We start from the raw sequence: 24,814 nt of genomic DNA, 5'->3' as shown, positions 1-24,814 counted from the left end.
TCGTAGCAGTAAGAGCCACCCGTCGATCCCGATTAAACATCGAGGCCACGTGGTTCCGACAACTCACTCAAGGAGAAGTAGCAATGCGCGTCATGGTGATGGTGAAGGCAACGAGTCAGTCAGAGGCCGGCAAGATGCCGAGCACGGAACTGCTTACCGCAATGGGCAAGTTCAATGAAGAACTCGTCAAGGCAGGCGTGATGCTCGCGGGCGAAGGCTTGCATCCGAGTGCCAAGGGCAAACGGGTGCGCTTCTCGGGCAGCCAGCGAACCGTGATCGATGGACCATTCACGGAGACCAAGGAGCTCGTCGCGGGCTACTGGCTGTGGCAGGTCAAGTCGATGGAAGAAGCGGTCGAATGGGTGAAGCGCTGCCCCAATCCGATGGAAGTCGACTCCGACATCGAAATTCGCCCGCTCTTCTCCGCCGAAGATTTCGGCGAGGAACTGACTCCTGAACTGCGGGCTCAGGAAGAACGCCTGCGCGCTCTGACCGAAGGCGGTGCGAACAAGCCGAGCTGATGTGTTGTCGTCGATCTGCTCGAAGCGCGTAGACGGGGGGTCTATGACACCGGTAGATGGCGCGAGGTATCCTCACATGGAACGATGAGGCGCACACGCGGCAACAGCCACGTCATGCAGCCTCCCGGACCCACCCATGCCCGGGTTGGACCCGCAAAACAACGTCACGCCCTCGTGACACCAGTGAGGACCATGATGACTCTCGCGATCGCTACCGCCATCTCAGACGCAGATTCGCCGAACTATCTCGTTCAGATCGACGCGGGCACGCACAGCCTGCTCGGTGACGAAGGGCCGCGCGAAGGCGGGCAGGACAGCGGCCCCGCCCCCTTCGAATTCGTGCTCTCGGGTCTCGCGGCATGCACCGCTGCCACGCTCAGAATGTACATGCAGAAGAAAGCATGGCCGGGCGAACGGATCAAGGTCGCTACGGAATTGCACATCGAGCGCGACGGCGGTCAATACATTCGGCGCACCGTATCTGTCGAAGGCCCTCTCGGCGATAGCCAGCGGACCCGCCTTGCCGAAATCTGCGAGAAAACGCCGGTCACCCTGTTCATCAAACGGGGAACGCGGATCGACACCGCAATGCAGTGGTGAGACAGAAAGTCTCGTTACGTCGGTATTGAGTGGGCGCTACGCGCGGTCGCGCGGCGGCCCTCGATATTTCCATTTCTTTTGAAAATGATTCAAAAGACACCCCAATTATCAAATCACGCTCCACCTCGCACAATGCGGCACGCCTGAAGGAAGTCCGGTGTTCGCATCAAGTCATGCGTATCACCGGCAACCTCAGATGGCGCACGCAACGCTAGTGCAGGTTCACCCCGCAGCAAGGAGCAGAAAATGCTTGTTTATCGCGGCTCGACCGCCCTGATTACCGGCGCCTCCAAAGGACTCGGCAAGGTCTTTGCGGAGACACTGGCCGCGCGCGGCATGAACCTTGTGTTAGTCGCCCGCTCGGGTGACACCTTGCAGGCCCTGGCGGAAGGGCTTTCGTCACGATACGGCGTAGAGGCCGTGGCGCTCAATACCGATTTGAGCCGCCCTGACGCCGCGCTCCAGATTGGCGCGGAACTCGAGCGCCGCGGCGTTCAGGTAGATCTGCTAATCAACAATGCGGGTTTGGGTCTGACTGGCAGCTTTCTCTCGCACGACCCAGCGAAAGAACAGTCGCAGATTCAGGTCAACGTTCAGGCGCTCGTCGCGCTCAGTCATCAGTTTGGCAGCGAGATGGCGAAACGCGGCAGAGGCGGCATCATCAACCTCGCGTCCAACGCGAGCTTTCAGCCTCTCCCGCATATGGCCACGTACGCAGCGACCAAGGCTTTCGTGCTGCTCTTCAGTGAGGCGCTGCAATTTGAACTGGTCGGCACGGGCGTTCACGTGATGGCCGCTTGTCCGGGCCCCACGGCAACGAGTTTCTTCGACGGTGTGTCGACCAATGTGTCGCCGCGCGACATGGACAGCTCTGAGTCGGTTGTTCAGGAAACCCTCAAAGCCTTCGACAAAAGAAAAGCAGTCGCCTATCCCGGGCGGAGCAGCGTGCGAGCCGCGACCTGGCTGTCACGGTGGCTTCCTCGCGGGCTCGTGGTTCGCCTCGCTGCCATGGCGAGCGGCAAAATGGGACTGCATAGCTGAACGCGGCGATTCAGCCCGCAGCCCGGCCTCATTTTCGCGGGCGCATCGGCTCAGTGCCTGGACCCGCGGCGGGCAGCACTGAGCCGCGATCTGAAAACCGTCAGCCGCCCTCTTTCATCTGCTTGAGAATCTTGTAGACGGTGGCGCGCCCCATCGTCAGCACGGCGGCCACGTAGTTCGCGGAACTGCGTCCGCGAAACGCGCCTTGCGCATGCAGCGCCTCGACGATTTCCCGCTTGTGTTCGCGCGTGAGCGCATTGATGCCGATTTGCCGCTCACGCAGCCAGGTGTGCAGAAACGTGTTGATGCGGTCCTGCCAGTCGTCGCGGAACAGTTCCTCCGCGGGCGCGTCCGTCAGATTGCCGCCCTTGATGAACAGATCGAGCGTGGAGCGCACATCTTCGAACACCGCGATGTTGAAGTTGACGCAGAGCATGCCGGCAGGCTTGCCGTCGTCGTCGAACAGGATGTTGCTCACGCAGCGCATGCGACGGCCGTCCCAATTCAGCTTCTCGTACGGCCCGATCGTCCGGCCGCGTGCCGCGTAGTGGATTTCATCGAGCACCGAAGGGCCGCCGACTTCAAGCTTCGACAGGTTATTCACGAGATACGCGATGGTCTGATCGCGCAGGTCGTGAATCACGACTTCGGCACACGGATAGAACAGCGCCGCAATGCCGTCCGCGATGGGAGCGTAGCGGTCCAGCAGCAGGTCTTTCACAGGAGAGACGGTTGTCTTGCGCATCAAGAAATCGCAGTGTTCGAGGGATGCGGCGCCGCTTTCGCCCAGATGAGCCGATAGGGGCGCCGAGGTTATGGGGGCAAGCGAGGTAAGCACAACCATGCCGGGCAGCCAGGCCCTGCAACTCGCCATTGTAACGACCCCAATGGTCAGCGGTGAGCCCGACGGCATAACGACAGCATGACGACAGCGCAGCGGCCATTTTATTGCGGGGCCGCATCGCGCCCCGGGCTTTAATGGGCGCTCGATCGCATGCGGCCCAGGCGTTCCAGTTGTTGCATCCGCACCGAACGATTTTTGTCCGCGTGGCAGGCGTATTTTTTTCGTGCGATAAAAGAATCGACACTTTCACGGAGCAACAGATGGCCACGCTCGAAGCGTTTCGCGCCGTGCTGGATGACGACGGCACGCCGGAAATCATTCGCAATCACATCATCGATTCGTTGCAATACACGCTGCGCAATCACGGGCAAATTTTTACGTCGAAGGAGGTCGAATGGCTGGCCGGCTGGGACGATGCGCGCATCCCGCTCGCGGCTACACGCGAGTTGCAGAAGCGCGTCGCCGAGACCACCCGCTGACGCCCCGCCGTCACCTTCGCCTTCGGCGTCACTGCGCCATCTCACGCACGGCGTGCCGGTCACACCCCGGCGCGCCGTTCGCGGCAATTTTTTCTTGCCCACCCCCCCGCCGGCTGGGCGGTTTGCCCGCGCGCGGAAGTTTTTGCTATCCAATTAGCCCCATTTAGTGCATCATATTGGAATAGCTGTATTCCGCTTCCGCAACACCGGCATCAAGCACAGTATCAATCGGCGTCTCCGCACCACCCCCGACTGTTCGACCGCTGCCTGCCGGCGATCCCGTCACTCCGGCAATGCGCCGCCTGCATTCGCCGTCGCGAGTTGTGCAGCTGAGTTGTTCAGCTTTTACGCGCCCGATGTCCGCGCGACATCAGCGCGTTTCTTCTCCATCGAATCCGCGATTTTGCGGGGCCGCGCTCATGCCCTTGCCATCGGGCCTGTGCCAACCTTTTTCCATGGCGGCGCGCCCTCAGGTGCTGCGCTGCCCGGCCTGTCGTGCCGCGCGTAACACGCGTGACACGGGGACCACGTAATACAGGACACGTGCTTCATGAATTCAGTTGTCAAGACGTACAAGGGTTACGAAATTCACCCGCTCGTCTATCCGCGCCGCCCGACGGACGGTCAGACGGGCCGCAATCCGGACGCAGGCTACGACGCGTCGGTACGCATTTGCCGCGTGGGCGCCAATCCGGCAGCCGACGGGCGTGTGTTCCGTCTGCAGTATCTGTTTCCGTTCGACGGCACGGGCAAGGCGCGCATTGCGTGCATGGCCCACGCCGAGCAATTGATCGACGGCCGTGTAGACGGCCAGTCCGTCGCCGATCTTTGAGCGGTACTATCGGCGAATCCGCTGGTGCCGCAGCAGCTGGCCTGAAAGCCAACTGTCAACCGTATCAGATGTTGCGCCGGGCTTAGTTGCACGGCCAACACCCACTTATCCCATCGACCAGGAGTTATGCATGGCGAAAGAAGAACTGCTTGAACTTGACGGTATCGTCGACGAAGTACTTCCGGATAGCCGTTACCGCGTGACGCTCGACAACGGCGTCGTGGTTGGCGCTTACGCGTCCGGACGCATGCGCAAGAACCATATCCGTATTCTCGCGGGCGACCGCGTCACGCTGGAACTGTCGGTTTACGATCTGACCAAAGGCCGGATCAACTTCCGTCACAAAGACGAGCGCGCTACCGGTGGTGGTGGTGGCGGCGCACGCAATTCGCAATTCCGTCGCCGTTAAGGCTGGCGGCACGCTGACCGCTTCTTGACGGTCATTGCGTGGCCCATTGCGGTTCGTTTTTCTTGTTGTTCGCGAAGCCTTCCACGCGCCTTCTCCGGCTTGACTCGACGACTCGAGCCTGAGCGGCGCGCTGCGGCGTCGCACGAATTGCCCCTCCCGAGTTGCCCTCCCGCTCTACATCCCGAACACCGCACCGAGATCCTCTCCGGCGGCGCTTTTCCGCACCTGCTCGACCACCCGCTCCTCCAGCTCCGACAGATGCTCGCGCATCGCCGCCAGGGCCGCATGCAGCTCTCCCGCATCGAGCGCTTCGATAATCTGCATGTGCTCGTCCGCGGAGCAGGTCGATCCCTTCGACGGGTCGAATAACGCCTTGTACAACTCGGTCTTCGCGACAAGTTGCCCAACCAGGCCGAGTAATTCCGTACCGCCCGCCAGCTCCGTCAACAACACATGAAACTGGCCCGCGAGCCGCACGGAATCTTCTACTGCGCCGGTGCGTGACGCCTTCTCCTCACTGCGCACATGGGCGCGCAGGCGGCGCTTGTGAGCCGCACTCAAACTCCCGCACAAAGCCGCGACAATGCCCGCCTCGACAATCTGCCGGGCGCGATACACCTGACGAATGTCCTCTTCCGATGGCGACGGCACGAACGCGCCGCGATTTGCCTCGAGCACCAGCTTGCCCTCGAACCCCAGCCGCGCGAGCACCTTGCGCAACGCGCCGCGCGTGCAGCCGAATGCGGCCGCGAGATCGCGTTCGACCAGTTGCGCGCCCGGCCGCAGACGGCCTCGCAACAATGCCGCAGTAATCGACGCGTAAATGCGCTCCTCGACGCTGATCGCGTCGTCTTCGGGCGCGCTGCGGATGGGTAGGTCGGCGTCGGCGGACGGCGTACGCGAGGAACGTGAGGCCATGAGTTCAGTGATGGAAATGAAGCGATATCGCCCGGCATTGTAACGACGCGCGCTGGTGGACGCCATCCGCCGGTACTCCTTCTTATACCGGGCATCATTAAAATAGTTAACCATTTTTAGTTATTATGGTTGACCAAAATAGTCTCGTACGGTCTTTTCCACCCTGTTCGAGGCTCGTTAGCCGTCTTGCTATCGGTCGCGCAGCATCGTCTTCCCCTTCGTAACTGCTCGCAACCGCTCGCATCCGTTCGCAAGGCGTCGCCCACTCTCGCCTCCAGGTTTATTGTGAATTCACCCTCCAGCGCCAATCCGATTCAAACCCACGCCAACAACGCATCCCACGCGCTCACGTGGCGGGACGCGCTATGGCTGGGCGCGATTGTCGTGATCGGCGTCAATCTGCGGCCCTTGCTGACGTCGATCAGTCCATTGATGACCACGATCCGCGCGGCAACGGGGCTAAGCTTTTCCGGCGCCTCGTTCCTCACCAGCCTGCCGGTCGTCGCGATGGGCATCGGCGCATTCGGCGCCGGTGCGCTGACCCGGCTGATCGGTGAAACGCGCGGCGTTGCACTCGGTTTGCTGGCGATCGCGCTTGCTTGCGGCGCACGCTGGTCGACCACCAGCGGCGCCGCGCTCCTTGCGACGGCGGCGCTCGCCGGCGTCGGCGTCGCGGCAATCCAGGCCCTGCTGCCCGCGGTCATGAAGCAGCGCTTTCCTGCACGCGTGCCGTTGGCGATGGGCGTTTTCTCGGCATCGATCATGGGTGGCGGCGGCTTCGGCGCGAGTGTGAGCCCGTGGGTCAGCAGCACGATGGGGTCGTGGCATGCGGGCCTCGCCGTGTGGGCGATTCCTGCTTTTGTCGCCCTGCTGTGCTGGCTGGGCTTGAATCGCGGACCTTCGAACGGCGCCACGGTACACGCGGCTCCAGTGGACGCGGTGGCTTTATCGCTTTGGCGCAAGCGGCGCGCGTGGACGCTTGGGTTGTACTTCGGGATCGTCAACGGGGGATATACGAGTCTCGTTGCCTGGTTGCCCGCTTTCTATCAGCAGCATGGCCTGAGCGTGGCGAAAAGTGGTTCGCTGCTTGCCGGGATGACCGTTTTTCAAGCCACGGCGGCTCTGCTTTTGCCGCTTGCCGCTGCGCGGTTTCGTGATCGGAGGCCGTGGTTGATTCTTGGCTTGTCCGCGCAATTGGCCGGCTTGCTCGGATTGACTGTCTGCCCCGATGCTGCGCCGTTGCTATGGGTGGGCATCGCCGGCGCCGGGCTCGGCGGGACTTTTTCATTGACCCTCGTTACCGCGATGGATCACGCCGCGCACCACAGCGTTGCTGGCAAGCTCGTCGCGTTTACTCAAGGTGTCGGGTTCGTTGTGGCAGCTATTGCACCCATTATTGCCGGGGTTGTTCGGGGTTGGAGCGGCAGCTTCGCGGCCGCCTGGATCATGCTGGCTGCAAGCGTTGCCGCCATGATCGTAGTCAGTTTTGTGTTTTCACCCCGGAGTTATGGGGAATGGATTTGAATGGATGGCGCCGCGCGCTGCCTGAATGGCGCCACGCGCCGCTTCGGTGCATGTCGCCCGCATGCCCCGCGCCGGTGCGGGCACCGTTGCCTGACCCGTTCGCAAGCTCGTGATTGCGCTCGTTTTATCGCAGCGCTCGTCGTCTGGCATACCTGTTGCTTTAATGGTATCCAGCCGTCGCTCAATCACACTCCATGCTGCGTGTTCTCCTCGTCACCGATACCGATAAGCCCATTGGCGATCTGCGCGATGCCCTCGCGCGGCTCGGCTACGAGATGCTGGCCGGCACCGCGACGCCGCAAGCGCTGCACAGCGTGGTTCGGAGCGAACGGCCGGACGTCATCATCATCGATACGGAATCGCCGTCGCGCGACACGCTCGAACAACTCGCGGTCATGAACGCCACCGCGCCGCGTCCGGTGTTGATGTTCAGTCACGACGCAAACCAGCAATTGATCCGCGACGCGGTCGGCGCAGGCGTCACGGCCTACCTCGTCGAGGGTCTCGCCACGGAACGGCTCGCACCGATTCTCGAAGTTGCGCTCGCACGGTTTGCGCAGGAGTCGCAGTTGCGCGAACGCCTCGCGCAAGTCGAGACCGAACTCACCGAACGCAAGCTGATCGATCGCGCCAAGCGCCTGCTGATGGATCAACAGAAGATCACCGAACACACTGCGTACGCCATCCTGCGCAAGCGCGCCATGAACCAGGGCATCAAACTCGCCGACGTCGCGCGCGCCATCATCGCGTCGGCGGATTCGCTCAAATGAAGCGCCGCTCATGAACTCTTCCGCCCCGCTCGCCCCAACGTCCGCGTCCGCGCCGCTCGAGAAAACCCATCTTCGGCTCGGTTTCGTCGCACTGTCCGATGCCGCGCCGCTCGTCGCCGCCAAGCTGCTCGAATTCGGCCACGCCCATGGATTGACGCTGGAGTTGTGCCGGCAGCCGTCATGGGCCGCCGTGCGCGACAAACTGCTGTCGGGCGATCTGGACGCGGCGCATGTGCTCTACGGTCTCGTCTACGGCGTGCAACTCGGCCTGGGCGGTCCGCAATCGGATATGGCCGTGCTGATGGTGCTCAATCGCAACGGCCAGGCGTTCACGCTGTCAAACCGTCTCGCCGATGCTCTCGCCGAACACGGCACCTTGCCCAATGCGTTGGCGACGCTCGGCCGTAAGCCGGTGTTCGCGCAGACTTTCCCCACCGGCACTCACGCGATGTGGCTGTCCTACTGGCTCGCGTCGCAAGGTGTGCATCCGTTGCGCGATATCGAGAGTGTCGTGATTCCGCCGCCGCAAATGGTCGCCGCGCTCTCCGAAGACAAGCTCGACGGCCTCTGCGTCGGCGAACCGTGGAACGCGATGGCGGAAGCGAACGGCGTCGGCAGAACGATCGCTTTTACGAGCGAGGTGTGGCCCGATCATCCCGAGAAAGTGCTGGCCTGCCGGCGCGATTTTGTCAGTGCGAATCCGAATGCCGCGCGCGCCCTCGTGCAGACGATGCTCGAAGCGTGCCGTTGGCTCGATGGCGCGGGACATCGCGAAGAGATTGCTCGCTGGCTCGCGCGACCCGAATTCATTGGTATCGATGAAGCCCTGATCGCCGCGCGATTCGGCAACGACATCGCCGCCTCGGCGCCGGGTGGACTACCCGTGCGCTTCTTCGACAACGGAACGGTGAACTACCCGCGCGCCGCCGACGGCGCCTGGTTCCTCACGCAGTTCGAACGCTGGGGCATGATCGACGCACGCGCGGACTACGCGGAAATCGCGGCGCGAATCAATCAGACGCAGTTGTATCGCGAGGCCGCCGCACGCGTCGGCGTTGCGGTACCGGGCGATGAACATTCTCAAGTGCTAATCGACGGTAAGGTGTGGGGTCACGACACGGTATCCGAGGCTTACGCGCGGAGCTTTACTATTCGTGCGTAGCGTTGCGGCTGCAGCATGAGCGCGGTGTGATTGCTGCGTGGAGGTCACGCGGCTTTCAACGGCGGAAACAGTACGCTGACCACAAGACCACCGCCCGGCGCATCGCTCAACGCAATCAACGCGCCATGAACACGCGCGATTTCCCGCACGATCGACAAACCCAGCCCGCTCCCCTCCACCGCCTGTGTCGCTTCGCTGCGATAGAAACGCTCGAACACGGCGTCGCGTTCACCTGCGGTTATCCCCGGCCCGTTGTCGATCACCTGCAGCAGCGCTTGCTCGCCTTCGCATGCAACGCGTACGGTAATCACCGCCCCATCGCCAGAATAACGAATGGCGTTGTCGATCAGATTGCCGACCAGTTCCGCGAGCAGATCGGTCTGGCCCGTCACGTCGATGCGCACATCCTGTTCAAAACCGAGATCGATACCTCGCGAGCGCGCTACCGGCGACCAGTCGAGCGTCACGCTGCGCGCCACTTTGTGCAGCGGCACGGCGGCATGCCTGATCGTGTAACCGCTGTCCGCATCGAGCCGCGAGAGCGACAGCAATTGCTGCACGATACGCACCGCCTGCTGCACCGCGCGGTTCAACCGCCGCAAATGCACGCCTTGCCGGCGATTACCATTCGAGGCCTCCTCACCACCGTCGATATCGCGCAGCGCGAGTTCAGACTCCGCCTGAATGACGGCAAGCGGTGTCTTCAACTGATGCGCGGCGTCGTTAAAAAATCGCCGGCGCGACGACTGCATCAACTGCGTGCGGCCGATGTACTGATTGATCGAATCCACCAGCGGCGCGACTTCGCTCGGCAGGCCGACCGTATCGAGCGGCGTCGGATCGTCTTCGGCGCGTGCAGCGACCTTGGCCGACAAGCGGTTCAGCGGCCGCAAGCCGCGCGCAACGCCCAGCCACACAATGCCGAGCGCGAGCACCACCAGCAGGCATTCCTGCTGCAACGAGCCGGTCAGAATCTCGCGCGCCAACGCCTGGCGCTGCTCGATCGTTTCGCCGACCCGCACCAGCACCACGCGCGTCTGCGCCGACGGCACGTCATGGACCGGCAATCGCAGCATGGCGATGCGTAACGGCCGCTCGCGAAACACGTCGTCGTAAAACTGCACGCTGTAGGGCTCCGCAAGCGCCTCCGTGCCTGACGGTAGATCCGGATAGCCGGTCACCACCCGGCCACCCTCCTCGCGAATCTGGTAGTAGATGTTGCCGCCGCCGTTCGATTCGAACATCTCCAGCGCCAGATACGGCAGATCGACTTCGATCTGACCATCGCGCAAATGGATGCCGTCGCGTATCGAGCGCAGCGAAAACTCCAGCGTGCGATCGAAAGCCGCGTGCGCCGCGTTCATAGCGCGTTGATACGTAAGCCAGGCGTCGAAGGCGAGCAGCAGAAGCAGCGGCAACAACAACCAGAGCGCGACGCGCACGCGCAGATTCGGCCGAGTCATGCGCCTTTCGCTTCCAGCAGATAGCCGAGCCCGCGCAGCGTCACGATGCCGACGGAACTGCGCTCAAGCTTCTTGCGCAAGCGGTGCACGTAGATTTCGATGGCATCGGCATTCACCGATTCGTCGAGCCCAAAAATTTTCTCCGAGAGCGTGTCCTTGTTGATCGCGCGGCCGTTGCGCAGGATCAGCACCTCGAGCACCGACCGCTCGCGCGGGGTCAAGGCAAGCGGCTCGCCGTCGAGCGTGAAGCCGCGGTCGACGCTGTCGTAAAGCAGCCTGCCGCACTGCGCGTGTAGCGGCTCCTGGCCATGACTGCGGCGCAGCAGAGCCCGCGCACGCGCTTCGAGTTCGGTGAGCGCAAAGGGCTTGGCAAGGTAATCGTCGGCGCCGAGATCGAGGCCGCGCACGCGCTCTTCCACAGAACCATGCGCGGTCAGCATCAATACCGGCACCGCGTTGCGGCGCGCGCGCAGACGGCGCAAAACTTCAAGGCCGTCGAGTTTCGGCAAACCGATGTCGAGAATCACCATTGCGTAGTCTTGCGTCCTCAGAACGTAGTCGGCGGATTCGCCGTCATGCATGCAATCGACAGTGAGTTTCGCGCTGGTCAGCACGTCGGTTAGCGAGCGGGAAAGGATTGGATTGTCTTCGACGAGCAGCACACGCATAAACAGAATCCCAGGGAAATCCATGAGGCGAATTCGACCATTGTGACGCATTTCTTTCGAAAATTGAAAGCATTCAGAAAGTACGCGTCTCTTACTATTCACCTACACAAAACAACCACAATGTTTTCTGGAGGAAGACGTGCAAATCTCTTTGAAGTATCTCGCCGTAGCCGTTGCATTCGCCGCAAACTCAGCATGGGCGGCCTTCCCGTCCGGTTATCCGAGCGACTATCAGGCCACTGTCGACGGGGCAAAGAGGGAAGGCAAACTGATCGTTTATTCGGTCACGGACACCGCCCTCGTGCGTCCGCTCATCAAGGATTTTGAAAGCCTGTACGGCATCAAGGTCGAGTACAACGACATGAACAGCACCGAGCTGTACAACCGCTTCATCAGCGAAAACGCGGCCAGCAGCACGAGCGCGGACGTGCTGTGGAGCTCGGCGATGGACTTGCAGGTCAAGCTCGTGAACGACGGCCTGATGGCCACTTACGAATCGCCCGAGTCGAAGCAGTTGCCGCAATGGGCGCAGTATCAGAAGCAGGCGTACGGCACCACCTACGAGCCGCTTGCGATTGTCTACAACAAGCGTCTCCTAGCCGCAGGCGAAGTGCCGCAAACGCGCGCGGACCTGATCAAACTGCTGCAAACCAGGGCCGAACAGTTCAAAGGCAAGGTGACGACGTACGACATCGAAAAATCCGGCGTCGGCTTCAACTATCTGACGCAAGACGTGCGCGTCAATCCGCAGGTCACGTGGGACCTCGTGAAAGCCATGGGCGCAACCGGCCCGAAACTGCAATCGAGTACCGGCGCGATGATGGAGCGCATTTCGTCGGGTGAAAACCTGATCGGCTACAACATTCTCGGTTCGTACGCGCTCAGCAAAGCGAAGAAAGACCCATCGATCGGTTACGTCTATCCGAAGGACTACACGCTGGTGGTGAGCCGCCTCGTGACGATTTCGAAGAAGGCGCAAAGCCCGAACGCCGCGAAGCTGTGGGTCGATTACCTGCTGTCGCAACGCGGTCAGACCTTGCTCGCGAACCAGGCCAGCCTGTTCTCGATTCGCGCGGACGTCGACGGTGAAACGTCGATGGCGGGTCTCACGAAACAGCTCGGCGATTCGCTCAAGCCGATCCCGATCGGCGCCGGTCTGCTGGTCTATCTCGACCAGTCCAAGCGGCTTGAATTCCTCAAGCAATGGCAACAGTCGATCAAGCGCTAAGCCTCGACTGACCTGACGGCGTCTGCGCTGAAACGCGCGGACGTCACGCCTTTCCTCATTACCTGTCGATATGCGGCTTCACGCTGCAGGGGGACACTCATGCTTTCCACTAGCGCAACCGGACACCGCGATGCACCACCACGCGCGGCCGGCGGCGGCACGATAGGCGCGCTGCCGCGCGGCGGTCTGCAGCCGTTTGCGGGGCTGCTGCGCTGGCTCGTCGTCGCGGTGCTGACCGTCGCGGTGGCGCTGCCGCTCGGTTTCATTCTTTTCCAGAGCGTGTTGAACGCGCCGTTTTTCGACGCGAAGCGCACGCTGGGACTGGCGGGCTTCGAATTCATTTTCAGCGACCCCGATTTCTGGTCCGCGCTGAAGAACTCTTTCATCATCGCGGGCGGGATGCTGTTCATCTCGATCCCGCTCGGCGGCATTCTCGCGTTCCTGATGGTGCGCACTGACATGCCCGGCCGCCGCTGGCTCGAACCCCTGCTGCTCACTCCCGTATTCGTTTCACCGATGGTGCTCGCGTTCGGCTACGTAGTCGCAGCCGGCCCGGTCGGCTTCTACTCGGTCTGGTGGAAGACCCTGTTCGGCGCCGCCGAAGCGCCATGGAGCGTGTACTCGATTCTCGCGATCACGATCATCGTCGGACTCACGCATGTGCCGCACGTCTACCTGTATTCGTCGGCGGCGCTGCGCAATCTCGGCTCCGATGTCGAGGAAGCGGCCCGCGTTGCCGGTGCGCGGCCGTTCCGTGTCGCCCTCGATGTCAGCCTGCCGATGACGCTGCCCGCCCTGCTGTTCGCGGGCGTACTGGTGTTCTTCCTCGGCTTCGAGGTGTTCGGCCTGCCACTCGTGCTCGGCGACCCTGAAGGTCACCTCGTGCTGGCGACGTATTTGTACAAGCTCACCAACAAGCTCGGCGTGCCTTCGTATCACCTGATGGCCGCGGTCGCCGTGTGCATCGTCGCGATCACGTTCCCGCTGGTGCTGCTGCAACGACGCTTGCTGAAGAGCGCGAACCGCTTCGTCACGGTCAAGGGTAAAGCGGGACGTCAGACCGTGTTGCCGCTCGGCGCATGGCGCCGGGTGGCGCTCGCGATCGTCGCGTTGTGGCTGCTGCTCACGGTGTTCGTGCCGCTCTCCGGCATCACGCTGCGCGCGTTCGTCACGAACTGGGGCGAAGGCGTGAATCTGGCCGACGTGCTGACGCTCGCCAATTTCACCGAACTCTTCGAGCAGGACAACCTGGTCCGCGCGATTCTCAACACGCTCGGCATTGGCGTGATTGGCGGAGCGCTTGCCGTGGGCTTCTATTCGCTGGTCGCATTTGCGGGCCATCGCCGCAACGACTGGGCGACGCGTCTGCTCGACTACCTCGTGCTGCTGCCGCGTGCGGTGCCTGGGTTGCTCGCCGGTCTTGCCTTCCTGTGGATCTTTCTCTTCGTGCCCGGCCTGAAGGAACTGAAGAACTCCATGTGGAGCATCTGGATCGCCTACACGGTCGTGTGGCTCGCGTACGGCATGCGCCTGATTCAAAGCGCGCTGCTGCAAGTCGGGCCGGAACTCGAAGAAGCGGGACGCAGCGTAGGCGGCACGCGGGCGCGCGTCAGTCTCGACGTCACGCTGCCGCTCGTGCGCTTCGGCCTGCTCGCGGCGTGGCTCCTGATTTTCATGATCTTCGAGCGCGAATACTCGACCGCGGTCTATCTGCTCTCACCCGGCACGGAAGTGATCGGCGCGCTGCTGGTGTCGCTGTGGGCGACCGGCGCGGTCGATCAGGTCGCGGCGCTTTCTGTCATCAACATCGCAATGGTCGGCGTCGGACTTGGCGTCGCCCTGCGCTTCGGAGTGAAATTGCATGGATAAGCTCTCGGTCGACAATCTGTTTCTCAGCTATGGCGACAACCCGATCCTGAAGGGCGTGTCGTTCGAACTGAACCCCGGCGAAGTGGTGTGCCTACTGGGCGCGTCGGGCAGCGGCAAAACCACGTTGCTGCGCGCGGTCGCGGGACTCGAACAACCTGCCTCGGGCCGTATCGAACTGGACGGCAAGGTGTTCTTCGACGGCGCGGCCCACGTCGATCTGCCGGTCGAGCAACGTTCGCTCGGCCTCGTGTTTCAGTCGTATGCGCTGTGGCCGCATCGCACGGTGGCGGACAACGTCGGCTATGGATTGAAGTTGCGGCGCGTGTCGAGTGCGGAGCAAAAAAAAACGCGTGCAGTCTGCGCTCGATCAACTCGGCCTTGGCCATCTTGCCGCGCGTTATCCGTATCAGCTTTCCGGCGGCCAGCAGCAGCGTGTGGCGATTGCGCGGGCGCTGGTCTACAACCCGCCCGTCATTCTGCTCGACGAACCGCTGTCGAATCTCGACGCCAAGCTGCGTGAAGAAGCGCGTGCCTGGTTGCGCGAACTGATCGTTTCGCTGGGCCTCTCCGCGTTGTGCGTGACACACGACCAGACCGAAGCAATGGCGATGTCCGACCGCATCCTGCTATTGCGCAACGGCCGCATCGAACAGGAAGGTACGCCCGCCGAACTGTATGGCGCGCCCCGCTCGCTCTATACCGCGGAATTTATGGGCAGCAATAACCGGATCGACGCGCGCGTTACCGCGGTCGACGGCGAACGCGTGACGCTGGCCGGCGACGGCTGGCAATTGCAAGCCCAGGCGCGCGAAGCGCTCACCACCGGGCAACAGGCGCAGGCCGTGATTCGCCTCGAACGCGTACAGGTCGCCGAGGGGCCGGGCGCGAACCGCCTCGAGGCCGACCTGATTACCTCGATGTATCTCGGCGATCGCTGGGAGTACCTGTTTCATTGCGGCGATCTGCGCCTGCGTGCCTTCGGCCACGTGCCGCGCGCGGCCGGACGTCACTGGATCGAATTCCCCGCCAACGACTGCTGGGCGTTCGCACAGGCGAGCTAAGGCGCATTGAAGCGTGTTGATGCGTGTCGAAGCGAGCAGCACCACATTCCCATCCGAAGTGAAAAAACCAACCACAGGAGACTGTTGATGAAGTGGAGTATGACGAAGGCGACCCTCGGCGTGACGTGCGCCAGCCTCGCCGGATTGGCAACAACAGCGCATGCGCAATCGAGCGTGACCTTGTACGGGATCGTCGACGCAGGCGTCGAATACGTGAACCACGCGAGCAAAGACGGTGGCGCTGCGCGGCTCGTCTCGGGCGGCAAGAACACCTCGCGCTGGGGCCTGCGCGGCGTCGAGGACCTCGGCGGCGGGTTGAAGGCCGTCTTCCAGTTGGAGAGCGGCATCAACATCGCAAACGGCCAGTTCGACGACGGCCCCGGCGCGATCTTCGATCGCCGTGCCACGATCGGCCTGAAAAACCGCTTCGGGCAGATCACGCTTGGCCGTAATTTCACGACCACCTATGACTACATGCTGCAGTTCGACCCGATGGGTTACGCGCCAAACTACTCATGGGCGACGTCATCCACCGCGACGGGGGGACGTAAGGACGGTTTGTTCTCGCGCTCGGCCAACGCCGTGCGCTACGACGGCACCTACTCCGGCTTCAAGTTCGGCGCCATGTACGGCTTCGGCAACGTGCCTGGCAGCATGAAATCCAGCTCCAAGTACGACTTCGGTCTGGGCTACGAGACCGGTCCGTTCGCTGTAGTCGCCACTTTCGACCGGCAGAACGGTGCCAACGACAGCGTGACGCCCGCGGATACCACCAACTACATTCAAGGCATTCACGCAGGCTTGAGCTATGACTTCGGTTCGGTGAAGGCGATGGCCGGGTACCGCAACTATCGGCGCACTTTTCACACCGCCACGCCCACGTTGCGCAGCGACATGTACTGGCTCGGCGGTCAATACGACGTGACGCCGTTTATCTCGCTGTTTGCCGCGGTCTACCATCAGGACATCAAAGACGCGAGCGACGCCGATCCGACGCTGTTCTCGCTACGTGCGCAGTACGCGCTGTCAAAGCGAACGGTGCTGTATATGTCGGGGGGTTACGCGATGGCCAAGCATGACAAGGCGGTCAGCCTGTCGCGTGATCTGATCGGCGCGGCGGATACGCAAGCAGGTGTAACAGCGGGGATTCAACACCGGTTCTGAAGCGTCTGGAACGGATAACGCATCTCAAGCGCTGAAGCATCTGAAGCACCTAAAGCATCCAAAGCAGAGCGAGGCGCGGTGACGACCGATTCTTCACCGCGCCTCGCTCGTTTGCTTTTAGATAGATCCAGGTGACCCATTCGCCTAGAATGAACCAGACACACGGGACAACCGCCTCACTCACCGGGAGGAAAAATGCCATGTCACCAACAAGCCGCGATACCCGTAAGACGTTTCGCCACGGCCTGCTCTGGTTCGTTGCATTGTGGCTGCTCGGCGTCGGCGGAACGGCACTCCTCGTGCTGCCGTTTCATCTTCTGGTTACTGCAGCCATGCACCACTAGCAGTGACACTTCCCGGCACCTGTGCGTTCTGGCGCTGATCAGGCAAGCGGTTTGCGAAAAACGCTCCCGCCATAACCGAGCACGATATTGTCGACTTCAAACGGCGACGCCTCCTGTGCCTCGAGGATGAACGCAACGTGGTTGGGCGTCAGTTTGCTGGATATCGACGCGACCAGGTCGTCATCGAGCGCGTCTTTGATTGCATGCTCAGCCAGTCCTCCGCTCGCCCCGATCGTGAAGCCGAGTAGCGCCCCTACCGGTCCGCCGAGCATGCCGATCAACCCGCCCGTTAGCGCGCCGATCGCTGTCCCCCAAAACGGCCGGGTTTGCTTATTGAGCAGGATCAGCTTACCTGTGGCGTCCTTTTGAACCAGCACGCCGCTCTCAACCTTGAAACCAAGGTCCTTTTCCTCGAAATTCCTGAAATTGCGACCCGCTCGTTCGGCGACGTCAACGCTGTCGAAAACCGCGACGATCAACTGTTGTGCCATTTGATAGCTCCTCGTATCCCTCGTATCGTTAACGCTCTCTATCAAAGATAGTGATTTCCGCGGCGCCTGCTATTTGTTTATTTCCGATGCATGGTATCGGGCAGATTCACAGCACCCAACCGCCATGCGCATTGCGAATTAATCGGCGCCGACTTTCTTGCTGTGATCCTGTCGCGATGTCGCAGCGATAGCAAGGCCTGAATAAAAAGCCGCAGGACCCGATATGAAGTATCGAAGGAAAGGCATAGATTTGCGACAAAATAATGTCGAACGTTATCGGCACACAATCCCGCCTGACGTGACTTGACACGCCGCCGGCAGAGGAGCATTCAAGACGCAATTCGCGTTCCCGATCTGGTTTAGCGATGCCGCATTTGAACTCACTCAATGCCTTTGCACTGTTTCCATAAAGTGCCCGGCCGGTATAACATCTCCGGACGCATAGCGAGCATCAACCCTGTCTCCTGCACCGCTTGGTGACAATGCAATGCTTCACGGGTGTCTGCGGTGCCCAGAGCAGCAAACGTGCCTCATTCATCCGCACGAAAAATTTGCGCGCGCCTTGGACAGGTGCTCACGCAGGCGGAAAACATTCGCTCCATTCCCGGAATCACTAACGGTTCATCACTATTCAATCCGATGCCCAAAGACATTCCAGAACCGCAAGCCGTTTGTAATGACATCACACGTCGCGCGATTTTCATCGTCGCGACCTTCGTGGGCGGCCAGGACCCCGCTGACCAGGTACGCGCGTGGTGCGGGGACGTTGCCGCCCTGGTGCGCTCGGTCGGCAAACGCGTCCCGTCCGCCAATCTGTCGTGCGTTGTCGGCTTCGGCGCCGACGTGTGGGACACACTGTTCGGCGCCCCGTGCCCGGCGAACCTGCACCCGTTTCGCGAATTCGGCACAGGCGAACGCCGCGCCGTGAGCACGCCGGGCGATATCCTGCTGCACATCCGCGCGGATCAGATGGACCTCTGCTTCGAGCTCGCCACGCAGCTGACAAGACGGCTCGGCGATGCGGTCTCGGTGGTGGACGAAGTACACGGTTTTCGCAACTTCGATCTGCGTAGCATGGTGGGCTTCGTCGACGGCACCGAGAATCCGGCCGGTCGCAAGGCGATCGATTCCACCCTCATCGGTGACGAAGAGCCGGAGTTCGAGGCCGGCAGCTATGTCATCGTGCAGAAGTACCTGCACGACATGACCGGCTGGAACGCGCTTTCCGTCGAGACTCAGGAGCGCATTATCGGTCGCACGAAACTGGCCGACATCGAACTCGACGCAGCGGTCAAACCGTCGTGTTCGCATAGCTCCCTCACAACGATCACCGAGAACGGCGAGGAAGTGAAAATCCTCCGCGACAACATGCCCTTCGGCCGCCCCGGCATGGGCGAGTTCGGCACCTACTTCATCGGTTATGCCCGTTCCCCCGAACCGATCGAGCTGATGATGGAAAACATGTTCGTCGGACGGCCGCCGGGCAATTACGACCGGCTACTCGACTACAGCCGCGCCGTCACGGGCGGCCTCTTCTTTGTTCCGTCGGCCACCTTGCTCGATGCGCTCGCGGATCGCGATCCGCAAGCTGCCGCCGCAGTCGACCAACAGCCTGAATCGTCTTCGTCCGCCGAGCCGCGTCACGACGGCTCGCTGAATATTGGCTCTCTCAAGGGAATCTCTCAACATGAATAACCTGCATCGCGAGCTTGCCCCCGTCTCTCATGCCGCCTGGTCGCAGATCGAAGACGAAGTGGCACGCACCTTCAAGCGCAGCGTCGCCGGCCGCCGTGTGGTTGACGTCAAAGGTCCTGGCGGAACGGAACTATCCGGCGTGGGCACCGGGCACCAGATCGCGATCGCGGCGCCGCAGCAAGGCGTTGTGGCAAAGCTGTCCGAGGTCAAGAGCCTCGTCGAATTGACCGTGCCGTTCGAGCTGAAGCGCGAGGCGATCGACAGCGTCTTGCGCGGCGCAAAAGATGCGGACTGGCAGCCTGCAAAAGAAGCGGCAAAAGAACTCGCCTATGCCGAAGATCGCACGATCTTCGATGGATACAAGGCTGCGGGTATCGGCGGCATTCGCGAAGGTTCGTCGAATCCGCCGTTCGCGCTGCCGGCCGACATCAGCGATTATCCGAACACGATCAGCAACGCGCTCGAACAGCTGCGGCTTGCCGGCGTTGACGGGCCCTATTCCGTGCTGCTTGGCGCCGACGCATACACGGCACTCGGCGAGGCACGCAATCAAGGTTATCCGGTTATCGACCACATCAAGCGGATCGTGAATGGCGACATCATCTGGGCGCCCGCGCTCGCGGGCGGCAGCGTGGTCTCCATGCGCGGCGGCGACTTCGAGCTACACCTTGGTGAAGAGCTGTCGATCGGTTATGCGAGCCATACCGATACGGTAGTGCGCCTGTATCTGCGCGAGACGCTGACCTTCCTGATGCTGACGAGCGAAGCGTCGGTATCGTTGACGCAAGCGGAATAAACGCGCCCCGACCGTCGTTGCGAGCTCAGGCTTGCAGTGACGGTTTTAGCAGCGCGGACACCTCATCGTCGGGAAGGACTTCAAAGCGATCTGTTGCTTCGCCGCAGTCGACGTGCACTCTTTCCAGGATTTCCGACGTGCACTTTCTTAACATCGCCACCATCATGCGCACCCGGGGCGGCACCGGACGTTGCGCCTGGATCAGCACGTTCAGATCGAAGGGCAGCACCTCGAACTCCGGCAGGATGCGGACCAGCTTGCCCTCCACGAGCGCATCGACGCACGCCGGTTCTTCCAGCACGCCGATGCCCGCACCCGAGAGAATCATTTCATACATGGGCCGCCAATGACTCGTCCTGATTGCAGTACGGATCGGCGTGCTCTCCACGACTTTCGCTATGTGCTTGAGCGGCAACTGGTCCGTGCCGAACATGCCTTGAAGCCGGATAAACGGGTGTTTCACCAGATCGGACGGCTCAGTAATCGGCCCGTGCTGGCTCAGATAACCGGGCGCCGCAACCAGCAAGCGTCCCACCTGACCGAGCTGGCGGGCAATGAACGCGCCCTCGCCCAGTTGCCCAAGACGAAACGAAATGTCTACGCCTTCCGTCACCAGGTCGACGATCCTGTCGTTCAGAACCAGCTCCAGATCCAGTTGCGGATAGGTTGCGCGCACCAGCGTCAACGCCTCCGGCACGATCGTCTCGCCAAAGCAATGAGGTGCCGCGATGCGAACCGTGCCCCTGAGTTCCTGCCCGTCGTTCGACACTTCAGAAACCGCCTGTTCCACGGCGTGCAAAATCCGCTTACTGCGCTCGTAGAAGGTGACGCCTTCCGGCGTGCAATTGAAAGCGCGTGCGCTACGGAACAGCAGCCGGCAGCCCAGGTACTTCTCAAGCCGCTCGATGCGCTCGCTCACGGCCGGCTGCCCGATATTGAGGTCCCTTGCCGCGCCCGAGATGCTCTCTCGCTCAACCACCCTGACGTAAATCCGCATGGCTTCTAGCAGATTCATAGTGTCCATCCTCCCTTTAACCCGATGCCGCAGAATTCGAATCAATCCATGCGCACTGAAAGACCCCGGCGTGGCGACCTGTCAATGTGCATTCCATGGAGAACAGATTAAGGCCGGGACATCGGTCGCAGAGTGCACACATTGGGCCGGCTCGCGTCAGTACAGTTCTGCTACGATTTCGGCACCAGGGCGGCCGCACGGCGCCCGAACGCGTGCAACGGGCGCGTGCAAGCCGGTGAGAGACCGGTACACCTCGCCGCAGCGAAACGCTAAGGGAATCGTCCGATGAATCTCTATGAGAAGCTTGCAGACGATATCGAGAAACTGATCCGGCAAGGCGTGTACGGTCACGGCGAACGCCTTCCGTCCGTACGGCAAACCAGTCAGCAGCACCGGCTTAGCGTGACGACCGTTATCCGCGCCTATTTGCTGCTTGAAAGCCGTGGCTTGCTCACGGCCAGGCCCCAGTCGGGCTATTTCGTCAACTTCCGCGGCGACGGGGGCGAACGGAAGACGCTCGAACTCCGGCCATCGAAACCGATTCCGATTTCGTCGCCGGTTGACGTCAGCCGTCTGGTGCTTTCCACCTTGCGCTCGATCGGTGTGGACGACGCCGTGCCGCTCGGCTCGCCCTATCCCGATCCCGGTCTGTTTCCGTTCGACAGGCTCAACCGCTACGCGTACGACGCGGGACGGGGCAAAACCCGATGGGGCGTGACGGATGCGCTGCCGCCCGGCAATGCGGCACTCGTGCGCCAGATCGCGCGCCGCTACCTCGAGAACGGCATGGCCGTCGATCCGAACGAGATCATCATCACGGTCGGCGCAACGGAGGCAATCAACCTGTGCCTTCAGGCGGTCGCGCAGCCGGGCGACGTGATCGCTGTCGAGTCACCCACGTTCTACGCGATGCTCCACGCGATCGAACGCATGGGCATGAAAGCGATCGAGGTGTCGACGCATCCGGAACACGGTATCGATATCGAGGCGCTTGCCGAGATTGTGGAGTCGCAGACCATCACAGCCTGCATGGTCATGCCGAACTTCCAGAATCCGCTGGGATTTCTGATGCCTGACGAACGCAAGCGTGAACTCGTGGAATTTCTGACGAAGCGGGACATTCCCGTCATCGAGAACGGTGTCTACAACGAGCTTCACTATGACAGCACGCACCCGAGCACGTTGAAGTCCTTCGACACAAAGGGGCTCGTGCTTCACTGCGGCTCTTTCTCGAAGACGCTCACGGCAGCCTACCGGATTGGTTGGGCGCTGCCGGGCCGCTATCGCGATCAGGTCGAGAAACTGAAGTTCCTGAACACGCTGACGTCGCCGTCGATTCCGCAAATGGCGATTGCGGAATTCCTCGAGCGCGATGGTTATGAGCATCATCTGCGAAGGGTTCGGAGAGCGTACGCGCAGCAGGCCAATCTGATGAAGGCGACCGTCTCGCGTTTCTTTCCTGAAGGCACGCGCATGTCCAATCCGGCGGGCGGCTACGTGCTGTGGATCGAACTGCCGCCGAAGGTCGACGCCATGCGGCTCTACAACCTCGCGCTCGACCAGGGTATCACCATCGGACCAGGCTATATGTTTTCGGTCTCGGAGACGACCTATCGGAACTTCATCCGCCTCAATTACAGCAGCCCCTGGTCGAGCGAAATCGACCAGGCGGTGATTACCGTGGGCAAGCTCGTCGCGATGTGCGCCCGTTAGCGGCACGCCGGCCGCTGCCTGAGCGCGTGCCGCACGGGTGCCCCCCCGTGCGGCTCGATCTGACGCTTCAGGGAGACCTCAGCCCCCCGTGACAGGCGGAAAGAACGCGATTTCGCTGTCCTCGCGCACGACAAATGTGTCGGCGACCATCTCGTGGTTGACGGCGGTACGGAGCGGCCGGCCTGCGCGCAGTGCCTCGGCCATCCGCTCGTCTCTCGATGCGAGCCTGAGCCGCAGACCTTCAACGGGCAACTCAGGCGCATCAATGTGCACGATCTCCTGCGAAATGCCGAGTTGTTCACGAACGCTAGCGAAATATCTGATGGTGAGTTTCATTCGTCTGTTCCTGTTGCCGGCACAATGTGCGCGAATGGCGCATCACCCCCACCGCAGCATCGACCGTTCGTCGCCTGCCTTGGCCTCGACCCATCTAAGCGCGCCGTCGCGTCGGATTTCCTTCTTCCAGAGCGGCGCATGGGCCTTCAGGAAGTCCATCAGGAATTCGCACGCGTCGAACGCCGCCCCACGATGCGGCGCGGCGACCACGACGAGTACCACTGCGTCGCCGAGCGCCACACGGCCAACCCGATGCACGATCTTCACCGCTTCCAGACGCCATCGTGCGATCGCCTCTTCGACGATGCTGCTGAACGACTGCTCGGTCATCCCCGGGTAGTGCTCAAGCTCGAGTGCAACGACGTCGTCGAAATCACCGCTGTGACGCACCACGCCGAGGAAGTTCACGATCGCCCCCACGTTGGGATTGCGCGTGATCGGCATGATCTCCGACTGGATATCGATCGGCTGCTGCTGGACACGTACTTCAAAGCCCGCCGCGATGCTGGCGTCAAGAATCGCCGGATCGCTCGCACGCTCGTCAGCGTGCGGTACTTCAGGACGGGCAGGATCACTGGACGACGGTATGGTCATGGCAGCACTCCGGTCTGTGTCTGCTTCGCAAGGACAAGCCAGTCATCAACCGCCGACCAGCGACATACGGACTGTGGGATAGGCTCTTCCCGATCCCGGCCTGCGCGGCGTTGAGCGAAGCTCGGAGTAGCGGTCATCGCGTTGGATCCAGCGGCTGCGGACAACCCCTGCCAGTTGCTCGACTGAGGCGGTGTCAGTGAGCCAGGGGCTGAGGTCCGTGCCTTGTGTGGCGAAAAGGCACGAATAAAGCTGCCCGTCGGCGGATACGCGGGCGCGCGAACACGATCCGCAGAAGGGTTGCGATACGCTCGCGATGAATCCGACTTCGCCTGTGCCGTCGGCATGGCGATAGTTGACGGCCGTGCCCGTCCGTTCACGAACAACAGCAGGCACCAGAGGGAACGCCGATTCGACGATGTCGCGCGTCTCGCGAGCCGTGATCACCTTCGTATTCGACCATCCGGCCGCGCCGCCAACGTCCATATACTCGATGAAGCGCACGGCCACGCCGGTGCCCTTGAACAGCCGCACGAGCGGCAGAATCTGGCTGTCGTTGACGCCTCGCTCGATCACGCTATTGACCTTGATCGGCGCGAGTCCCACCGCACGCGCGGTCTCGATCCCGTCCAGTATCCGCGAAACGGGCATGTCGACGTCACTCATCCGGCGAAACACAGCGTCATCTACTGCATCAAGGCTGACTGTCACGCGGCCGAGACCCGCGTCGCGCAGCGAGCGTGCTTTCGCCGCGAGCAAGGAGCCGTTTGTGGTCAGCGCAAGCTCCATCGGTTTGCCGCTTTCGGTCGTCAGTTTCGCGAGTTGTTCGATCAGGGATTCGAGCCCGCGCCGCAGGAGCGGTTCGCCGCCGGTGATGCGTATCTTCTCCACCCCGAGCAGCGCGAACGCTTTCGCGAGCTTCAGGATCTGTTCGAACGACAGGCGCTCCGAAGATGGCAGGAACCGATAGTCTGCGCCGAAGGTGTCCCGCGGCATGCAGTACGTACAGCGAAAATTGCATTGATCGATGACGGACAGACGTAAATCCCGGAGTGGACGATTGAGCGTGTCGAGCGTGGTCGCGACACCGCCGGCGGATACGTTATGGCGGGATGCCGTATCGGCGGGTGTGGGCTGGTCGATGATGTTCACGATCTATCCGAAGGTGGGCAGCGTGCGGCGGCAAACGGAGCAAGGGAGCAACGGCAGTCGAACTTTCTGGCCGGACAAGCGGCCCGCCATTGCATGACCTTCTGGCAGGATAGTGCGTCGGCCCTGCT

Annotated in this window: 25 protein-coding genes and 1 pseudogene; 17 read left to right on the top strand and 9 right to left on the bottom strand. The window is 61.8% G+C overall.

The annotated features are described in order from the left end of the window. Positions 1-83: 83 nt before the first annotated feature. The 3 genes from B0G76_RS23760 (at position 84) to B0G76_RS23750 (ending at position 2,162) form a co-directional block, all read left to right on the top strand. A complete protein-coding gene (locus B0G76_RS23760) occupies positions 84-521 on the top strand; it encodes a YciI family protein (protein WP_120294701.1) in 438 nt (145 codons plus the stop codon). A 195-nt stretch (positions 522-716) separates the two neighbouring features. Beyond that, positions 717-1,121, top strand: coding sequence for an OsmC family protein (locus B0G76_RS23755; protein ID WP_120296731.1), 405 nt, complete (start codon positions 717-719; stop codon positions 1,119-1,121). A gap of 246 nt (positions 1,122-1,367) precedes the next feature. Beyond that, on the top strand, positions 1,368-2,162 hold the full coding sequence (locus B0G76_RS23750; RefSeq protein WP_120294700.1) for an SDR family oxidoreductase: 795 nt from the start codon (positions 1,368-1,370) through the stop codon (positions 2,160-2,162). A 100-nt stretch (positions 2,163-2,262) separates the two neighbouring features. On the opposite strand, the gene B0G76_RS23745 is transcribed toward B0G76_RS23750, so the two are convergent. After that, positions 2,263-2,907 (bottom strand): transcriptional regulator, encoded by a 645-nt coding sequence (locus B0G76_RS23745; protein ID WP_120294699.1) that lies wholly within the window; start codon positions 2,905-2,907, stop codon positions 2,263-2,265. 359 nt (positions 2,908-3,266) lie between these two features. Between B0G76_RS23745 and B0G76_RS23740 the strand changes: the two genes are divergently transcribed. The 3 genes from B0G76_RS23740 (at position 3,267) to infA (ending at position 4,726) form a co-directional block, all read left to right on the top strand. After that, entirely contained in the window at positions 3,267-3,485 is a 219-nt protein-coding gene (locus B0G76_RS23740) for a hypothetical protein (RefSeq protein ID WP_120296729.1), read from the top strand. Between the two features lie 550 nt (positions 3,486-4,035). Further along, positions 4,036-4,317: a hypothetical protein gene (locus B0G76_RS23735; RefSeq protein WP_120294698.1), complete on the top strand. Its 282-nt coding sequence runs from the start codon at positions 4,036-4,038 to the stop codon at positions 4,315-4,317. Positions 4,318-4,447: 130 nt separating this feature from the next. Next, on the top strand, positions 4,448-4,726 hold the full coding sequence (gene infA, locus B0G76_RS23730) for a translation initiation factor IF-1 (RefSeq protein ID WP_120294697.1): 279 nt from the start codon (positions 4,448-4,450) through the stop codon (positions 4,724-4,726). 174 nt (positions 4,727-4,900) lie between these two features. Here the strand turns inward: infA and B0G76_RS23725 are convergent, their stop codons facing one another. Continuing rightward, the gene (locus B0G76_RS23725; RefSeq protein WP_259460863.1) at positions 4,901-5,644 is read right to left on the bottom strand and encodes a GntR family transcriptional regulator; all 744 of its coding nucleotides are present in this window, start codon (positions 5,642-5,644) and stop codon (positions 4,901-4,903) included. Positions 5,645-5,929: 285 nt separating this feature from the next. Between B0G76_RS23725 and B0G76_RS23720 the strand changes: the two genes are divergently transcribed. From B0G76_RS23720 to B0G76_RS23710, 3 genes are all read left to right on the top strand, one after another. Then, complete coding sequence (locus tag B0G76_RS23720) at positions 5,930-7,168, top strand: cyanate transporter (protein ID WP_120294696.1); 1,239 nt, start codon at positions 5,930-5,932, stop codon at positions 7,166-7,168. Positions 7,169-7,362: 194 nt separating this feature from the next. Then, positions 7,363-7,938: an ANTAR domain-containing response regulator gene (locus B0G76_RS23715; protein WP_120294695.1), complete on the top strand. Its 576-nt coding sequence runs from the start codon at positions 7,363-7,365 to the stop codon at positions 7,936-7,938. Positions 7,939-7,948: 10 nt separating this feature from the next. Next, positions 7,949-9,100, top strand: coding sequence for a CmpA/NrtA family ABC transporter substrate-binding protein (locus B0G76_RS23710; RefSeq protein WP_120294694.1), 1,152 nt, complete (start codon positions 7,949-7,951; stop codon positions 9,098-9,100). A gap of 44 nt (positions 9,101-9,144) precedes the next feature. Here the strand turns inward: B0G76_RS23710 and B0G76_RS23705 are convergent, their stop codons facing one another. Both B0G76_RS23705 and B0G76_RS23700 read right to left on the bottom strand, forming a co-directional pair. After that, complete coding sequence (locus tag B0G76_RS23705; protein ID WP_120294693.1) at positions 9,145-10,563, bottom strand: sensor histidine kinase; 1,419 nt, start codon at positions 10,561-10,563, stop codon at positions 9,145-9,147. Continuing rightward, positions 10,560-11,255 (bottom strand): response regulator, encoded by a 696-nt coding sequence (locus B0G76_RS23700; protein WP_120294692.1) that lies wholly within the window; start codon positions 11,253-11,255, stop codon positions 10,560-10,562. The genes B0G76_RS23705 and B0G76_RS23700 overlap by 4 nt, the downstream gene beginning before the upstream one ends. A gap of 115 nt (positions 11,256-11,370) precedes the next feature. Between B0G76_RS23700 and B0G76_RS23695 the strand changes: the two genes are divergently transcribed. The 5 genes and pseudogenes from B0G76_RS23695 to B0G76_RS42980 all read left to right on the top strand — a co-directional run bounded on the left by B0G76_RS23695 (position 11,371) and on the right by B0G76_RS42980 (position 16,897). Continuing rightward, positions 11,371-12,459, top strand: coding sequence for an ABC transporter substrate-binding protein (locus B0G76_RS23695; RefSeq protein ID WP_120294691.1), 1,089 nt, complete (start codon positions 11,371-11,373; stop codon positions 12,457-12,459). Positions 12,460-12,558: 99 nt separating this feature from the next. After that, on the top strand, positions 12,559-14,328 hold the full coding sequence (locus tag B0G76_RS23690; RefSeq protein ID WP_120294690.1) for an iron ABC transporter permease: 1,770 nt from the start codon (positions 12,559-12,561) through the stop codon (positions 14,326-14,328). After that, positions 14,321-15,389 (top strand): annotated as a pseudogene (locus B0G76_RS23685) (ABC transporter ATP-binding protein). Before B0G76_RS23690 ends, B0G76_RS23685 begins: the two are co-directional and overlap by 8 nt. An 87-nt stretch (positions 15,390-15,476) precedes the next feature. Further along, complete coding sequence (locus tag B0G76_RS23680; RefSeq protein WP_120296725.1) at positions 15,477-16,553, top strand: porin; 1,077 nt, start codon at positions 15,477-15,479, stop codon at positions 16,551-16,553. Positions 16,554-16,753: 200 nt separating this feature from the next. After that, positions 16,754-16,897 carry a hypothetical protein gene (locus B0G76_RS42980; protein WP_183082123.1) on the top strand — a complete coding sequence of 48 codons (144 nt, stop codon included), beginning with the start codon at positions 16,754-16,756 and terminating at the stop codon, positions 16,895-16,897. A gap of 38 nt (positions 16,898-16,935) precedes the next feature. Here the strand turns inward: B0G76_RS42980 and B0G76_RS23675 are convergent, their stop codons facing one another. Beyond that, complete coding sequence (locus B0G76_RS23675; protein ID WP_120294689.1) at positions 16,936-17,388, bottom strand: DUF1269 domain-containing protein; 453 nt, start codon at positions 17,386-17,388, stop codon at positions 16,936-16,938. 639 nt (positions 17,389-18,027) lie between these two features. On the opposite strand from B0G76_RS23675, the gene B0G76_RS23670 reads away from it, so the two are divergent. Together B0G76_RS23670 and B0G76_RS23665 are read left to right on the top strand one after the other, a co-directional pair. Next, the gene (locus B0G76_RS23670) at positions 18,028-19,083 is read left to right on the top strand and encodes a Dyp-type peroxidase (protein WP_120294688.1); all 1,056 of its coding nucleotides are present in this window, start codon (positions 18,028-18,030) and stop codon (positions 19,081-19,083) included. Then, a complete protein-coding gene (locus B0G76_RS23665) occupies positions 19,076-19,879 on the top strand; it encodes a family 1 encapsulin nanocompartment shell protein (protein WP_120294687.1) in 804 nt (267 codons plus the stop codon). Before B0G76_RS23670 ends, B0G76_RS23665 begins: the two co-directional genes overlap by 8 nt. Before the next feature lie 25 nt (positions 19,880-19,904). Here B0G76_RS23665 and B0G76_RS23660 read toward each other — a convergent pair whose 3' ends face one another. Continuing rightward, the gene (locus B0G76_RS23660) at positions 19,905-20,894 is read right to left on the bottom strand and encodes a LysR family transcriptional regulator (protein ID WP_120296723.1); all 990 of its coding nucleotides are present in this window, start codon (positions 20,892-20,894) and stop codon (positions 19,905-19,907) included. A gap of 285 nt (positions 20,895-21,179) precedes the next feature. Here B0G76_RS23660 and B0G76_RS23655 point away from each other — a divergent pair, with 285 nt between their 5' ends. Then, positions 21,180-22,607, top strand: coding sequence for a PLP-dependent aminotransferase family protein (locus tag B0G76_RS23655; RefSeq protein WP_120294686.1), 1,428 nt, complete (start codon positions 21,180-21,182; stop codon positions 22,605-22,607). A gap of 78 nt (positions 22,608-22,685) precedes the next feature. Here B0G76_RS23655 and B0G76_RS23650 read toward each other — a convergent pair whose 3' ends face one another. The 3 genes from B0G76_RS23650 to moaA are packed head-to-tail and all read right to left on the bottom strand — an operon-like array spanning position 22,686 to position 24,686. Beyond that, on the bottom strand, positions 22,686-22,943 hold the full coding sequence (locus B0G76_RS23650; protein ID WP_120294685.1) for a MoaD/ThiS family protein: 258 nt from the start codon (positions 22,941-22,943) through the stop codon (positions 22,686-22,688). A 42-nt stretch (positions 22,944-22,985) separates the two neighbouring features. Next, positions 22,986-23,537, bottom strand: coding sequence for a molybdenum cofactor biosynthesis protein MoaE (locus B0G76_RS23645; protein ID WP_120294684.1), 552 nt, complete (start codon positions 23,535-23,537; stop codon positions 22,986-22,988). Positions 23,538-23,582: 45 nt separating this feature from the next. Beyond that, complete coding sequence (gene moaA, locus B0G76_RS23640) at positions 23,583-24,686, bottom strand: GTP 3',8-cyclase MoaA (protein ID WP_120294683.1); 1,104 nt, start codon at positions 24,684-24,686, stop codon at positions 23,583-23,585. Between the last annotated feature and the right edge of the window lie 128 nt (positions 24,687-24,814).

It is taken from the genome of Paraburkholderia sp. BL23I1N1 (assembly GCF_003610295.1).
In the GTDB taxonomy this organism is placed as follows: Bacteria; Pseudomonadota; Gammaproteobacteria; order Burkholderiales; family Burkholderiaceae; genus Paraburkholderia.
This window is presented reverse-complemented; position numbering and strand designations above follow the sequence as displayed.